Here is a 12958-nt window from a genome sequence, read left to right on the forward strand (position 1 = left end):
GCCCCGCACCTCTCGAAGAGGTGCGGGGCCGCTGTGATCGCGTCAGATCACGACAGCAAGATCAGGCCTGGTTGTTGTCCGTGCCCTTGATCTGCTCCTTGATGTCCGCAGCGGTGTTCTTGGCGTCGTCCTTGACGGACTTGGCGGCGTCCACCGGGGACTTGGCGTCCTTGGCGTCGTCGACCTTGACACCGGAGCCCGCGGCAACGGTGGTGTTGGGGTCAACCGGGGACGCGGTCACGCGCGGGGACGTGGAGGCCGGGGTCTTCCAGGGATCCTGGACCGGGCGGGACGCCTTGAACGCGGCAGCACCGGCGACGGCACCAGCCGCAACCAGCCCGAGGATCAGCCAGCCCTTGCCGGACTTCTGGGCCTTCTTCTGCTGCTTGGCGTAGTCCTTGGCAACCTTGGCGGCAGCCTTCTTTGCCTTGGTGACGGCCTTCTTGTCGCCGGTCAGACGGGCCACAATGGCCTCCAGCTGCTCCGGGGTGTCAGCGTTGGCGAACTTGCCGGCCAGCTGGGCTGCGGCAGCGTTGTAGCGCTCGGAAGCGGCGTCGCGGCTGTCACCGTAGACCTTGGCGGCGCGCTCGGAAGCCTGGGAGGCCTTGACCTTGGCCACGGCGGGGGCAGCAGCGGCTGCAGCCTTGGCAACCGCCGGGCTTGCGCCGATCTTTGCCTTGGTCGCAGCGCCCTGGGCCCGGCCGATGCCGTCCTGGACGTAGGGGCTGGCAGCGTGCACGCCACCGGCCAGGGTTGCGGCCCCTGACTTGGCGCTCTGCTGCAGGGTCGGGGCGACGGCGCCGATCTCCTTGGCGATCCAGTCACCGGCATCGACGATGCGGTTCTCGATGGCGCTCTGCTGGGACTTGGCCTTCTTCTGGGCCTTGGACTTGAACAAGCTCATGGAAGCTCCCTCCTAGGGTGACGAGTCTCCTGTGCCAGCATACGGCCACACGTGTACTCAAGCACGATAGAAAGCCTACTTACCCCGTAATGACGGCCCGGATCAGCGCAATTTTCACTGTGCGCTGAACAGTTCGGGGCCTCGACCGTCACCAGTTCGCACGCGTAATCGTGCGTGCCATACTGAGCGTCATGACTGCTATTGCCACCGCCAAGGCGACAATCCACACCAACCACGGCGACATCGTGGTGAACCTCTTCGGCAACCACGCTCCCAAGACCGTGAAGAACTTCATCGGCCTGGCCGACGGGTCCCAGGAGTGGGTGCACCCGCAGACCGGCGAGAAGGGTGAAGGCCCCCTCTACAAGGACGTCATCTTCCACCGCATCATCAAGGACTTCATGATCCAGGGCGGTGACCCCCTGGGTCAGGGTGTCGGCGGCCCGGGCTACATGTTCGACGACGAGATCCACCCCGAGCTCTCCTTCAGCAAGCCCTACCTGCTGGCCATGGCCAACGCGGGCAAGCGCGGAGGCAAGGGAACCAACGGCTCCCAGTTCTTCATCACCACCATCGCCACCGAATGGCTCAACGGCAAGCACACCATCTTCGGTGAGGTCGCCGATGATGCCTCCCGCAAGGTGGTCGACGAGCTCAACAACGTCACCACCGGCGGCATGGACCGCCCGGTGGAGGACTGCGTGATCACCTCGATCGACATCGAGCAGCTCTGACCCACACGAACGTCGCGCACGCGCGCCACGGAGGGCCCCGCCGAGCATCGGCGGGGCCCTCCGTGGTTTGCGCCACCCAGAAGGACACCCATGAACCAGTACACCCCCGGCCCCGATCCCGACGACGACGGCGCCCGCGGTCCCGTCCCGTACGAAACGGCTCACGGTCGGCCTTACCACTCCGAACACGCCGAACACGCCGGAGCCGTCGGCCCTGGCGACCGTCAGGCCCCCGTCCGCCCCCACAACCCGATGGTCGTCACCTGGACGTTGATCTGGGTCAACGTGGCGGTCTACGCCCTGATGTGGATCCTGAACCTCACGGGGATCGACGCGACCTACTGGCTGGGCCTGGCACCGGCCGTGGCCTTCACGGAACCGTGGCGCATCCTGACCAGCGGGTTCGCGCATTCGATGAGCAATCCCACGCATCTGCTCCTGAACATGTACACGCTGTGGATCTTCGGTCGGATGCTGGAAGGGGGACTGGGGCGTGGCCGGTTCCTGACCGTCTACGTCGCATCACTGCTGGGTGGCGCTGCCGCCGTCGTCCTGCTGTCCCCGACATATTCGCTGACGGTGGGTGCCTCCGGCGCCGTCTTCGGCCTGTTCGGGGCCGTACTGGCGGTGACGCTGTGGGGGCCGCGGCAGTTCCGGTCGAACCTGACCACCATCCTGGTCCTGATCGGCGTCAACGTGGTGTTCGGGTTCCTGGTCCCCGGGATTTCCTGGCAGGGACACCTGGGCGGGCTGGTGACCGGTGTGGTCGTCACGGGCATCTTCCTGGCCCGTTCCAGGCGCAACCCACGTAGCTCCGGCGGCCGGCCTCAGGCCACTCAACAGGGGCGCTGACGGCGTCTGCGTACCCGCCGTCCACAGGCTTCATCCACACCCGTGGACAAGTTCCACACGTGTAATTCCACATGTGTGAACAACCCTGTGGACAGTGTCCTGACGCGGATCCCGCCGTTTGACCGAGGTCATGGTTCACGATGTGCACAATGTTCTCCACACCTGTGGACAATCTTCTGCACGGGGTGGGGATCGGGCAGCCGTGCGTTTCGATCAAGTCGCCAGCAGGTTCGGGGGCTGGGCGGGCGAGTCAGGCGCTAGGTTGAGATCCAACATGCGCACACGAGCGCTCCGGTCCCACGGCAAAGGCGGCGCTGGTGACAACCCCGGATTCCCCAGGCACTTCGAACAACACTCATCAGCAGGACGACCGCGGACCCATAGCGGGTGCCGCACCCGGCCGACCCAGCCGGGGTGACGGGGAAGGTGCGATGATCTTCCACCACGTGACCCTGGGCCAACGCGTCCTGTTCGGCTCCGGCAAGGCGGCCGAAAACATTGCCCAGGAACTCGATCGGCTGGACGCGCGCCGCGTCATGGTCATCAGCAGCGCGCGGGACGCCCAGACCTCCGAGCGCCTGGTCCCTGACAACCGAGTCTCTGTGCGGTGGACCGACGTCGCCCAACACGTTCCCGCTGACCTCGCCGAGCGGGCGCGGGGTCGTGCACGGGAGGGCCAAGCTGACCTGTTGGTGGCCATCGGAGGCGGATCGGCCATCGGTCTGGGCAAGGCCGTGGCACTGACCTCCCGCCTCCCGCTGATCGCGGTGCCCACCACCTACGCCGGCTCCGAGGCCACGGACATGTGGGGTATCACCGAGGATCGGACCAAGACCACGGGTAATGCGCCTCAGGTCCTCCCGGTCAGCGTGGTGTACGACGCGGACCTGTCCATGACCCTTCCCGTGGATCTTGCCGTCAGTTCCGGCCTCAACGCCCTGGCACATTGCGTGGATTCGTTGTGGGCCCCGCGGGCTGATCCGATCAACCAGGCGCTGGCGTTGGAGGGAGCCCGCGCGCTGGCTCGCGCATTGCCGGGGATCACGGCTGATGCGGGCGCGCGGCAGCCGCGGGAGCAGGCGCTGTACGGCTGCTACCTGGCCGCGGTGGCCTTCGCCTCCGCGGGGTCGGGGCTGCACCACAAGATCTGTCACACGCTGGGCGGCACCTTCGGCCTGCCGCACGCCCAGACCCACGCCGTCGTCCTGCCCTACGTCCTGGCGCTCAACGGCCCGGGGACCCCGGAGGTCATGGGGCGCCTGGCCACCGCGTTGGGAGCTACCGACGACAAGGACAGCGGTACGGGCGGCGGCACGGGCGACAGGAACGACGACGCCGGCCCGGCGACCGCCCTGACCCGACTGCTCGACCTGCGCGCAGCTGTCCATGCCCCGGATGCGCTCGAGCCCCTGGGCCTGGTGGCCACCGAAGTGTCCGAGGCCGTATGTCGGGTGGCCGCGGTGGTGCCGCCGTCGAACCCCGTGACGGTTGGCGAGTCCGATCTGGAACGCCTGCTCACGGATGCTCAACGGGGCGACCTGCCGCGCTCGCCGTACCGCCTGGACGGGTGACGCCCTGAGCGCAGGGCGGGCGCGGTCCCGGACAGGGCCGCCACCTCAGACCGGGGGATGACGCTCCGGGCGGTCACGGACGGAGGGCATGCGACCCCGGCATGAGGTGGTGCGGCCGGAGTCCATCCCGGCGGGCGATGTGCCGGGCAGGGGCCAACGAGCACTGTGGAGCCATGACTCATCCACAGTTGCAAGCCGTCAATCTCAGTCAGTTCTACGGGCCCACCGCAGCCCTCGATCACCTGGACCTCATCATTCATCGGGGCCAGTCCGTGGCCATCATGGGCCCGTCCGGTTCCGGGAAGACCACGTTGCTCCACGCCCTGGCAGGCATCGACGTTCCGCAGGACGGGGAGGTGTACTTCCACGGCGCCACCGGAGCAGAGGCAGTGCACGTCATGAGCGCGGAACAGCGTGCCGAACTGCGTCTCAAGCATTTCGGTTTCGTGTTCCAGGCGGGGCTCATGCTCACGGAGCTGACCGTGGTGGAGAACGTGGCCCTGCCGCTCATGCTCTCGGGCGTGGATCGCGCCAGTGCCTACCAAACAGCCTCGGCCTGGTTGAACCGACTGGGGTTGGAGGGCATGGGGGACCGGCGTCTGGGACAGCTTTCAGGCGGGCAGGCCCAACGCGTAGCCATCGCCCGTGCCCAGGTGTGCGGGCCGGAGGTGATCTTCGCGGATGAACCCACGGGCGCCCTGGACTCCGTGACCTCCGCGGAAGTCCTGCAGGCGCTGCTGGAGTCCACGGCCGAACGCGGCGCGACCCTGGTGGTGGTCACCCATGACGAGCACGTGGCGGCCCGGTGCGCGCGCACCATCCGGCTGCGCGACGGCCGCATCGTCGCCGATTCAGAAGCGGCCGATTCAGAGGCTGCTGACTTGAACGTACCCCGCGCCGGCGCGGCCCGGACGACGAGCGAGCGAGTGGCCCCGTGAAAGCCCTGACGACCGTCCACCCGGGACGACTCCCCAAAGCCCCGCTGCCCGTTCTGACGCTGTTCGCCCGCAAGAGCGCGGCCGATCACCGGTCCTGGGCGTTGCCCGTGACGGCCTACGCACTGGTCAGCGGCCTGCTGGTCTCCGTGATCGCCGGCGTGGTCATGTACTGGCAGTTCCAGTTCACAGCTCCAGGCATGGTCTCCACCTATCGGATCCTCTCCGCGGTGGCCTTGTTCATCCTGGCGCTGCCGCTGATCAACCTGGCCTCCGCGGCAGCCAGACTCTCCACCCGCCGCAAGGACTCCAGGCTTTCCGGGCTCAGGCTGCTGGGGGCGTCCCGCCGAACCCTCTCGGCTTTGATCCTGGGGGAGGCGGTTGCCCAGGCCACCCTGGGTGTTGTGATCGGAGGTGGGCTCTACGCCCTGCTGATCCCCGTCCTGGGTCTGCTGCACGTCGACGGACGTCAGATCGGCGCGGGGGCCATGGTGCTGCCCGTTCCGGTGATTCTGCTCTGCTGGGCCCTGCTGATCCTCCTGGCAGGCGTGAGCTCCGCCGTCGGCCTGCGCAGAATCTCCATCTCCCCGCTGGCTGTCCGCACTCGACGGGACGTGCCGAAGATGCACTGGCTGCGAGCGGTCGTCCCCGTGATCGCCCTGGTGGCCGTCGTGCTCCTGTGGCGGGAGTCCCTGAGCCTCCCGGAGATCGGGGTGGCCCTGGTGGGCAGTGCCGTGCTGTTCGGCGTGCCCATGATGGCGATGGCCTTCGCGGGGCCCTGGATCGTGGCCCGTTCCGGACGGCGGATGCACCGCAAAGCAAAGTCACCCGAGCACCTGGTGGCCGCGCGCATGATCCTGTCCGACCCGCGAGCCGCCTGGCGCCAGCTACAGTCCGTGGTCCTGCTGGCCTTCGTGGCCGTGACGGTGGGAGGCGGGCTCGCGGTCATGGCCCAGACTTCGGGCCAGCCGGGCGTCGAGCACCTGGTCGCGGACATGAGGACGGGTGCGGTGCTGACCGTCCTGTTCGGCTTCTTCACGGTGGCCTGCGCGGTCATGATCGACCAGACCGCCGCCGTCGCGGACCGACGGGACGTGTGGCGGAACCTGGACCTCGTGGGCATGCCCTTCGGCAGCGTCGATCGGGTCCGTCGCATGGCGGTGACCCGCCCCATGCGCGCTCTTTTGATCGTGGCGCTGGTCAGCGCCGTGGTGGTGCAGGCCCCGGTCCTGGGCGTCGGCCTGGTGTTGTCACCCACCAGCGTGGGCGCGGCTGCCGTCGTCCTTGGGCTGGGGATTCTCATGGTGCCTCTCGCGGTTCTGCTCACGCGGTCCTCCCTCACGACGGCGGTCCGTGAGCCCGTGGGTCAGGTCCTGTGACCTTGACTCCGGCCTGGCAACGCATGGCAACTCGACCAGAGCTTGATCGATGTCAAGGCCCACGATGGGTAGCGGTCGTAGCGTCCAGTCCGGCTGGCAAATGACGGCCTGTCACCAATCGTCGGGTGCGAACCCGAGGAAGAAGGATCCATGCTCTCGGAGAAGTCCAAGCCGCTGATCGAGGCCACCGCGCCGGTGATCGTCGAGCGTCTGCCGGAGATCGCGCCCAAGTTCTACCAGTCGATGTTCGAGGCGCACCCCGAACTGCTCGACGGTGTGTTCAGCCGCGCGAACCAGAAGTCCGGCGCTCAGCCGCTGACCTTGGCCGGTTCCGTGATCGCCTTCGCTCAGCACTTGCTGACCCACCCGGACTCCTACCCGGACGAACTGCTCTCCCGCGTGGCCCACAAGCACACCTCCTTGGGCATCGTGGAGCCGCAGTACCAGATCGTGCACGACCACCTGCTGGGTGCGGTCGCCGCGGACCTCGGTGACGCCCTCACGCCCGAGATCGGCGAAGCCTGGGACGAGGTCTACTGGCTCATGGCCGAGGCCCTGCTCAAGCTCGAGCGTGGCCTGTACGCGAGCCAGGCCAACGACGTCATCTTCGCGCCGTTCCGCTTGGCCGAGCGGACCGAGACCGGCGGCGGCACCGTGGTGTTCACCTTCGAGCCGGCCGACGACACCCCCATGACCCCCGCCATTGCCGGCCAGTACGTGAGCGTCAAGGTGCGCATGTCCGACGGCATCGAACAGCCCCGTCAGTTCACCCTGATCCCCGGCCCGGAGGGCACGCGCCGGATCGCGGTCAAGAAGGACATGGACGGTGAGGTCACGCCCGTTCTGCACGAACTCCCGGTCGGTACCGAGCTGCCCATCTCCAACCCGTACGGCGACGTGGTGCTCACGGACTCGGAGGCCCCGTTGGTCTTCCTGTCCGCCGGAATCGGTGTGACGCCCATGGTGTCCTTCCTGGACAACCTGGCCACGGAGGGTTCCACCCGGGAAGTCCGTGCCATCCGCGTGGATCCGACCGACGAGGACGCCCCACTGCTGTCCGAACAGCAGGAGGCCGTGGCCAAGCTGAGCAACGGCTCCCTGGAGCGGTGGACCACCAAGTCCCTGGAAGGCGACCACACCGGCCGCCCGGACTTCGCTGAGCTCAACGTCTCCCCGGACTCACACGTGTACCTGTGCGGCCGTCTGGGATTCATGCAGGACGCACGCTCCGCCCTGGTGGCGGCCGGCGTCCCGGGCAAGAACATCCGCTACGAGATCTTCGGTCCCGACCTGTGGATGCTGCACGACGACGCCGCTCGCGCCCAGGCGGCGTGACGCCGATCGGTCCGAGGGCCTGAACCCGGACCGATCGATCGTGGAATGAACCGATTGACCGGTGAGTTGTCCCGCCCATGCACGCTCGTGGGTGGAGGAACTCACCGGTCGATCGTTTTACGGTGCGGGTCGTTCAGACCCGTGTGGTCGGCGGGCTCCATGAGCCGCGACGTGACGTAGCCGATCACGATGCCCCAGAAGGCCGCGTGAATGTTGAACAGGTCCAGTCCGGACACGGTGGCGACGAACGTCACCAGGGCACCGAAGGTGAACTTGTGGGCGAACGCGGCAACGAACGCGTTCTGCAATGCCTTGATCATGGCCAGCCCGCCCAGGGCCAGGATGAAGGCCTCCGGCGTCGCGAGCATGAATCGGGTGTAGGCCGGTGCGAACAAGGCGCACACCAGGGACAACACCCCGTAGGTCAGGGCGGCCGTGTACTGCCGCTCGCGCTCGCCGGAGGTCGTGAGCAGAGCGTTGGTGGGGCCGGTGACGCACGCGCTGACCGCACCCACCGCGGCGTTGAGCACGGAAAAGGCACCCGAGGCCACGGCGAACATGTTGATGGGCGGTTGGTGCCCCGCTGAACGCAGCACCGCGATTCCCTGCCCGTTCTGCACCACCAGCACCGTGATGGCCAGCGGAACCAGCAGTTCGAGTTGGGCCGCGACGGCGAATTCCGGGGCCGTGAACTGCGGCTGGGCCAGAACGGGGCCCGCGGCGTCGAAGGTGAACTGCCCGCTGAGGACCACCACGGACACCCCCACCAGCAGCGTGGCCAGAACCGGTGGGACGGCCTTGCCGAGTCGGGGAACCGCTGAGAACAGGACGAACGTGGCCACCATGGGAAGCGCGATCAGGGGAGCCTCCGTGGAGGAACTCACGATGTCCGTCCCGAACCGCAGGAACACCGCGGCGACCATGGCCATGATGATCGGCATGGGGATGAAGGCCATGGCCTTGCGCACCACCCCGGAGGCGCCCAACGCCAGGACCAGGACGCCCGTGGTGAAGAAGGCCCCCACCACCTCTGCGAAGCTCAAGTGCTGGAGGGAGGGACCCAGGAGCACGGTCCCGGGGATGGACCACGCGAAACCCAGGGGCTGGCGGTAGATCAGCGACATGACCACCGTTGCCAAACCTGCCGAGAGGAAGATCCCGAACACCCAGGAGGCGAGCTCACCGTCGCTGAGGCCACCGGCGGCACCCACAGCCAATGTCACGGCGATCGGACCGGATGCTGAGAAGACCAGGCCGATCAGCCCGTTGATGCCGTAGAGCGGGGCCCAGTCGCGCAAGACGGCCCGCGGCCCGGCCGGGCGTACCCCGGGCCTTTCCAGGATCGGTTCGCGCAGATCGGCTTGCATGCTCACCCTTCCGGAGACCGCGGCCACCCGGTGGGCGGGGCGACGACGGCCACGGTGCCGCCGCTCGGTCAGTTCACCAGACCGGGCGGACTCGGGGAAGCACAGCGGACCCAGTCTTCGGCCCGGGGTCGCCACCAGGCGGGTCCGGCAACACCCGCATTGATACGTGAAAACAGAAGAAACCTGCGTGAATCAGTACGATCCACGCAGGTTTCTCTGTCGCCCTTATCCGCCGTTGGGAGGTCAGGCTCCGGGTGCCCCCATGGGCGCGCCCCCGCCAGCGGCCGGCATCGAGCCGCCCGTGGGCTCCGTGCCGGTGTCCACACCGGCGGTCAGGGCCACCTTGTAGCCCTTGGACACGTTGCCGGTCACCGTGGCCAGCTGGCTCGCGCCGCCGTCGTCACCGAAGACGTTGTCGGAGTCCAAGGTGATCTGGGAGAGATTGGTTACCGACTGCTCGTAGCCCGTGGTCGCGTAGACCGTGTCGCACACGTCCTGCGGCAGGGCCACCTGGGAGGTGGAGATCGCGTTGGTCGAGTCCGTGATCGAGGCTTCGTCCGGGTAGACCTCGAAGTGGATGTGCGGCCAGCGTCCCGAGTAGGTCGCGGGGAAGATGCTGGTGAACGTGACCTTGCCCTGACCGTCGGTTATCTGCACGCCGCGCAGGTAGTTCTCCTCGGCGATGCTCTCCGAGTACATCGAGTACTCGCCGTCGCGGTTGCAGTGCCACACGTAGACCGCGGCGCCCATCATGGGAGCGTTGCCGTTGGCCATGTCCGCGATGGTCAGCTCCAGGGTCATGGGGACACCCTCGGCCGTGCCCGTGGGGCCGTTGAAGCTCGAACGGATGTCACTGCGGACCACCCCGGACTCTTCCAGGACGTCGGCACCGTTGGAACCGTCACCGGGGTAGGGGCCGGCCGTCTCGTCCGGGATCTCGGAATCGACGTCCACGGTGGCATCCGCAGAGGCAGACTCCGTGGCAGACCCGGTCGCGGTGGCGCTCGCCGAGGAGCTGCTGCCGGACGACGACGTCGGAGCACACGCGGCCAGCCCGAAGGCGGCGGCTCCCAGGCCCATCGCGGACAGGACGCTGCGCCGGTTGACCAGCGTCTGGATGTCGAAGCCCAGGCCCTGGTCGACCACTTCCTCGTCCTGCCGAGGAAGCTCGCGGCCCTGGTAGGTGTGCTTGCCGTCGACCACCTGCATCTCGATGCCGAAGGGGTCGGTGTAGGTCTCCGGCTCCTGCTCCTCCGGGGTGGCCGGGTGCTCCGCGGCGGTCTGGATCTCCTGGGACGGGTGGGACTTTCGGAACAGCACGGGTGCGCCTCCTGCTCTGGGTCATGGTCTGAGCCGCGCGGAGTGACACCCGGCGGCCCGGTCTGAGACTCAAGGTAGGGGCGCACCCTGTGGTGGCCGGTGCGTCAACCTGTGATCAGGCTGTGCCTGTGGGGGCGCGTCAGCCGGGTGGGGGCCTCAGCCCTGCATCTGACGAACTTCCACCGCCTGGCGGCAGGCAGCGGAGGCCTGAGCACCCAGGTCCTGGGCTTCCTGTGCATCGGCGGCTTCCAGGATCCAGAATCCGCCGAGCTGGACGGGGGCACCGCTTGCGGTCCCGTCGGTCACGGTGGTCTCTCCCGACGTGGCATCCACGAGCTTGGCGGCCGTGGCCGGCTGCTCGAGTGCGCCGATGAACACGATGCGCTGTTCGTCCTGCATCTTCTGGTTGAAGGCCATCACGGCTCCGTGGAGTTCCTCCATGCTCACGCCTTCGGGCAGGCCGGCGTCGTCGGTGTGGTTCACGGAGATGAAGAACTGGGGCATGGTGTTTCCTTTGTGCTGGCCGGTCCTTATTCCGAACCAGACGTGGTCGGGACGGAGGATGCGATCGAGGCGCTGTGCGGCGAATCCGGACGAGAGTCTAGGACCTGGTAGCACGTGCTGACCATGCCGGATGCGGTGGTCGCCGTGCCGCGATGCGCCAGGTGCAGATCCGCGGGAAGTGCCCCGAACAGCGGAATGCCCGAGCCGATCAGAACCGGGACGTAATTGACCACCACCTGCGTGACCAGCCCGGCGGCCAGGAAACTCTGAACCGTCCTGCCGCCGTCGACGTACACGTGCCGCGCCCCGCGCTCATCCAGCAGTGCCACCGCGTCCTCGAAGTCACGCGCCACCAGGACACCGTGCGGCTGAGCGTCACCGAGGGTCGAGCTCAGCACGATCACCTGAAGGGGGTCGTAGGGCCAGAACACCATCTCCAGCACCTTCTGGAAGGTGAGCCGACCCATGACCATGTGATCCGCGGATGCCAGGAGGGAGTCGAAGTCCGGGACATCCGGATGCGCCCGGGCGGCGGCGTGTTCGACGGCGGGGCGGTCCTCCAACCAGGCGATGTCATGGTCCGTGCGGGCGATGAATCCGTCGACGCTCAGACCGGCGAAGACGGTGGCGTCCCAGGTGTGTGCAGGCATGCAGCCATGGTGGCCCGGGCCACCGACAACTCAAGCCGGGTCACGTTGCCGTGGTTCACCCCGAGACCATCAACTTGACCGCGATCAGCAGCATCACCAGCCCCACGCCGATGTCGATCGCCTTCCACGTGCCCGGGCGATCCAACGGCTTGGCCAGGGCTCGCGCGCCGACGCCCAAGACCGTGAACCACAGCACCGAGCCGGTGGCGGCACCCAGCGCGAACACCCACCGCAGAGCTCCTTGCTGATTGGCCAGGTTGCCCAACATGACCACGGTGTCCAGGTACACGTGCGGGTTGAGGAAGGTCAGGGCCAGGGTGGTCGCCAGAACAGTCCCCGCGGACTTGGCGGCGGTTGCGCCTCCGGCCTGGGAGAGGGACGCGTTGCCGAAGGCCGACCGGAAGGACTGGAGCGCGAACCAGATCAGATAGGCGGCCCCGCCCCATCGCAGGACCACCAACGCCCACGGGAACCGTTCCACGATGGTTCCGATCCCCAGGGTCCCGACGCCGATCAACAGGGCGTCGGCCGCGATGCACACGGCGACGACGATGCCCACGTGCTCCCGCCGGATGCCCTGACGTAGCACCCAGGCGTTCTGCGCGCCGATGGCGACGATCAGCGCAAGTCCGGCGAACATTCCGGTCAGAAAGATTCCCATGGGGAAGAACGTTAGGCCGACGGCAACCGGTGGTACAGCGAAAGATTCTTCGCTAGAAAAAGAATTGCTTAAGATCATGCTGCGGGCCGTGCGGAACTCGTGCGGAACTCCACGGAGCGGCCGCACAAGGAGGCACACGATGGACATCGAACAGCTGCGCACGTTGGTCACGGTGGTGGACGAAGGAACCTTCGACCGGGCCGCGGCGCGCCTGCACGTGTCCGCCCCGGCGGTGAGCCAGCGCATCAAGGCGCTCGAGACCCAGACGGGGCACGTGTTGGTTCAGCGCGTTGTCCCGGTCCGGCTCACGGAGCCCGGGACCGAGGTGTTGCGGCTGGCGCGCCAGGTCCTCGCCCTCCACAACGACGCCATGGAACACCTGGGTCTGGGCGGTGACCCGAACGGCCCGGGAGCGGCAACGGGGCGGCGGCAATTGCCCGTGGCCGTCAATGCCGATTCCCTGGCCACGTGGTTCCGGCCGGTGCTCGCGGAGGTGGGATCCGCCGTCGTCGCTCCCGGACAGATACCCGTCACGGTGCGGTTGAGCGTGGAGGATCAGGACCACTCACTCGCGTTGCTGCAGGCCGGGACCGTGGCGGCTGGCGTGACCACGTCCGAGCGGACGGGCACGGGGGGCCGGGGCATCGCGCTCGGGGAGATGGTCTACGAACCCTGCCTGTCCGCCACCCTCCTGGACCGGCTGGCGGACCAGGCCGACGGGAGGGGAGGGGACAAGGGCAGCACGG

General features: G+C 67.7%; 13 protein-coding genes. 7 read left to right on the top strand and 6 right to left on the bottom strand.

Annotated elements, in window-relative coordinates:
• Positions 1-61: 61 nt before the first annotated feature.
• Positions 62-904: a hypothetical protein gene (locus GWK18_RS11565; protein ID WP_166835387.1), complete on the bottom strand. Its 843-nt coding sequence runs from the start codon at positions 902-904 to the stop codon at positions 62-64.
• Between the two features lie 191 nt (positions 905-1095).
• On the opposite strand from GWK18_RS11565, the gene GWK18_RS11570 reads away from it, so the two are divergent.
• The 6 genes from GWK18_RS11570 to GWK18_RS11595 all read left to right on the top strand — a co-directional run bounded on the left by GWK18_RS11570 (position 1096) and on the right by GWK18_RS11595 (position 7710).
• Complete coding sequence (locus GWK18_RS11570; protein ID WP_123825808.1) at positions 1096-1638, top strand: peptidylprolyl isomerase; 543 nt, start codon at positions 1096-1098, stop codon at positions 1636-1638.
• Positions 1639-1728: 90 nt separating this feature from the next.
• Positions 1729-2490: a rhomboid family intramembrane serine protease gene (locus GWK18_RS11575; RefSeq protein ID WP_245193261.1), complete on the top strand. Its 762-nt coding sequence runs from the start codon at positions 1729-1731 to the stop codon at positions 2488-2490.
• A gap of 431 nt (positions 2491-2921) precedes the next feature.
• Positions 2922-4061 (top strand): maleylacetate reductase, encoded by a 1140-nt coding sequence (locus tag GWK18_RS11580; protein ID WP_166835389.1) that lies wholly within the window; start codon positions 2922-2924, stop codon positions 4059-4061.
• A gap of 173 nt (positions 4062-4234) precedes the next feature.
• Complete coding sequence (locus GWK18_RS11585; RefSeq protein WP_123825810.1) at positions 4235-4999, top strand: ABC transporter ATP-binding protein; 765 nt, start codon at positions 4235-4237, stop codon at positions 4997-4999.
• Positions 4996-6375, top strand: a complete 1380-nt coding sequence (locus tag GWK18_RS11590) for an FtsX-like permease family protein (RefSeq protein ID WP_166835391.1) — start codon at positions 4996-4998, stop codon at positions 6373-6375. Before GWK18_RS11585 ends, GWK18_RS11590 begins: the two co-directional genes overlap by 4 nt.
• 150 nt (positions 6376-6525) lie before the next feature.
• On the top strand, positions 6526-7710 hold the full coding sequence (locus GWK18_RS11595) for a globin domain-containing protein (RefSeq protein WP_166835392.1): 1185 nt from the start codon (positions 6526-6528) through the stop codon (positions 7708-7710).
• Positions 7711-7811: 101 nt separating this feature from the next.
• Here the strand turns inward: GWK18_RS11595 and GWK18_RS11600 are convergent, their stop codons facing one another.
• From GWK18_RS11600 to GWK18_RS11620, 5 genes are all read right to left on the bottom strand, one after another.
• On the bottom strand, positions 7812-9077 hold the full coding sequence (locus GWK18_RS11600; protein WP_166835394.1) for a benzoate/H(+) symporter BenE family transporter: 1266 nt from the start codon (positions 9075-9077) through the stop codon (positions 7812-7814).
• 243 nt (positions 9078-9320) lie between these two features.
• Positions 9321-10286, bottom strand: a complete 966-nt coding sequence (locus GWK18_RS11605; RefSeq protein WP_166835404.1) for an intradiol ring-cleavage dioxygenase — start codon at positions 10284-10286, stop codon at positions 9321-9323.
• 267 nt (positions 10287-10553) lie between these two features.
• The gene (locus GWK18_RS11610; RefSeq protein WP_166835396.1) at positions 10554-10901 is read right to left on the bottom strand and encodes a YciI family protein; all 348 of its coding nucleotides are present in this window, start codon (positions 10899-10901) and stop codon (positions 10554-10556) included.
• A 26-nt stretch (positions 10902-10927) separates the two neighbouring features.
• A complete protein-coding gene (locus tag GWK18_RS11615; RefSeq protein WP_166835398.1) occupies positions 10928-11551 on the bottom strand; it encodes a dihydrofolate reductase family protein in 624 nt (207 codons plus the stop codon).
• A gap of 55 nt (positions 11552-11606) precedes the next feature.
• Entirely contained in the window at positions 11607-12212 is a 606-nt protein-coding gene (locus GWK18_RS11620; RefSeq protein ID WP_233568841.1) for a LysE/ArgO family amino acid transporter, read from the bottom strand.
• 139 nt (positions 12213-12351) lie between these two features.
• Between GWK18_RS11620 and GWK18_RS11625 the strand changes: the two genes are divergently transcribed.
• On the top strand, positions 12352-12958 hold a 607-nt coding region (locus GWK18_RS11625), incomplete at its 3' end, for a LysR family transcriptional regulator (protein ID WP_166835400.1).

The sequence above is a fragment of the Kocuria sp. JC486 genome (genome assembly GCF_011602805.1).
Taxonomy (GTDB): domain Bacteria; phylum Actinomycetota; class Actinomycetes; order Actinomycetales; family Micrococcaceae; genus Kocuria; species Kocuria soli.

Bases quoted from the DNA above. Each gene is read 5' to 3' on its own strand.
- GWK18_RS11565 (WP_166835387.1), bottom strand. From the start codon at position 904: ATGAGCTTGTTCAAGTCCAAGGCCCAGAAGAAGGCCAAGTCCCAGCAG.
- GWK18_RS11570 (WP_123825808.1), top strand. From the start codon at position 1,096: ATGACTGCTATTGCCACCGCCAAGGCGACAATCCACACCAACCACGGC.
- GWK18_RS11575 (WP_245193261.1), top strand. From the start codon at position 1,729: ATGAACCAGTACACCCCCGGCCCCGATCCCGACGACGACGGCGCCCGC.
- GWK18_RS11580 (WP_166835389.1), top strand. From the start codon at position 2,922: ATGATCTTCCACCACGTGACCCTGGGCCAACGCGTCCTGTTCGGCTCC.
- GWK18_RS11585 (WP_123825810.1), top strand. From the start codon at position 4,235: ATGACTCATCCACAGTTGCAAGCCGTCAATCTCAGTCAGTTCTACGGG.
- GWK18_RS11595 (WP_166835392.1), top strand. From the start codon at position 6,526: ATGCTCTCGGAGAAGTCCAAGCCGCTGATCGAGGCCACCGCGCCGGTG.
- GWK18_RS11600 (WP_166835394.1), bottom strand. From the start codon at position 9,077: ATGCAAGCCGATCTGCGCGAACCGATCCTGGAAAGGCCCGGGGTACGC.
- GWK18_RS11605 (WP_166835404.1), bottom strand. From the start codon at position 10,286: ATGCAGGTGGTCGACGGCAAGCACACCTACCAGGGCCGCGAGCTTCCT.
- GWK18_RS11610 (WP_166835396.1), bottom strand. From the start codon at position 10,901: ATGCCCCAGTTCTTCATCTCCGTGAACCACACCGACGACGCCGGCCTG.
- GWK18_RS11615 (WP_166835398.1), bottom strand. From the start codon at position 11,551: ATGCCTGCACACACCTGGGACGCCACCGTCTTCGCCGGTCTGAGCGTC.
- GWK18_RS11620 (WP_233568841.1), bottom strand. From the start codon at position 12,212: ATGGGAATCTTTCTGACCGGAATGTTCGCCGGACTTGCGCTGATCGTC.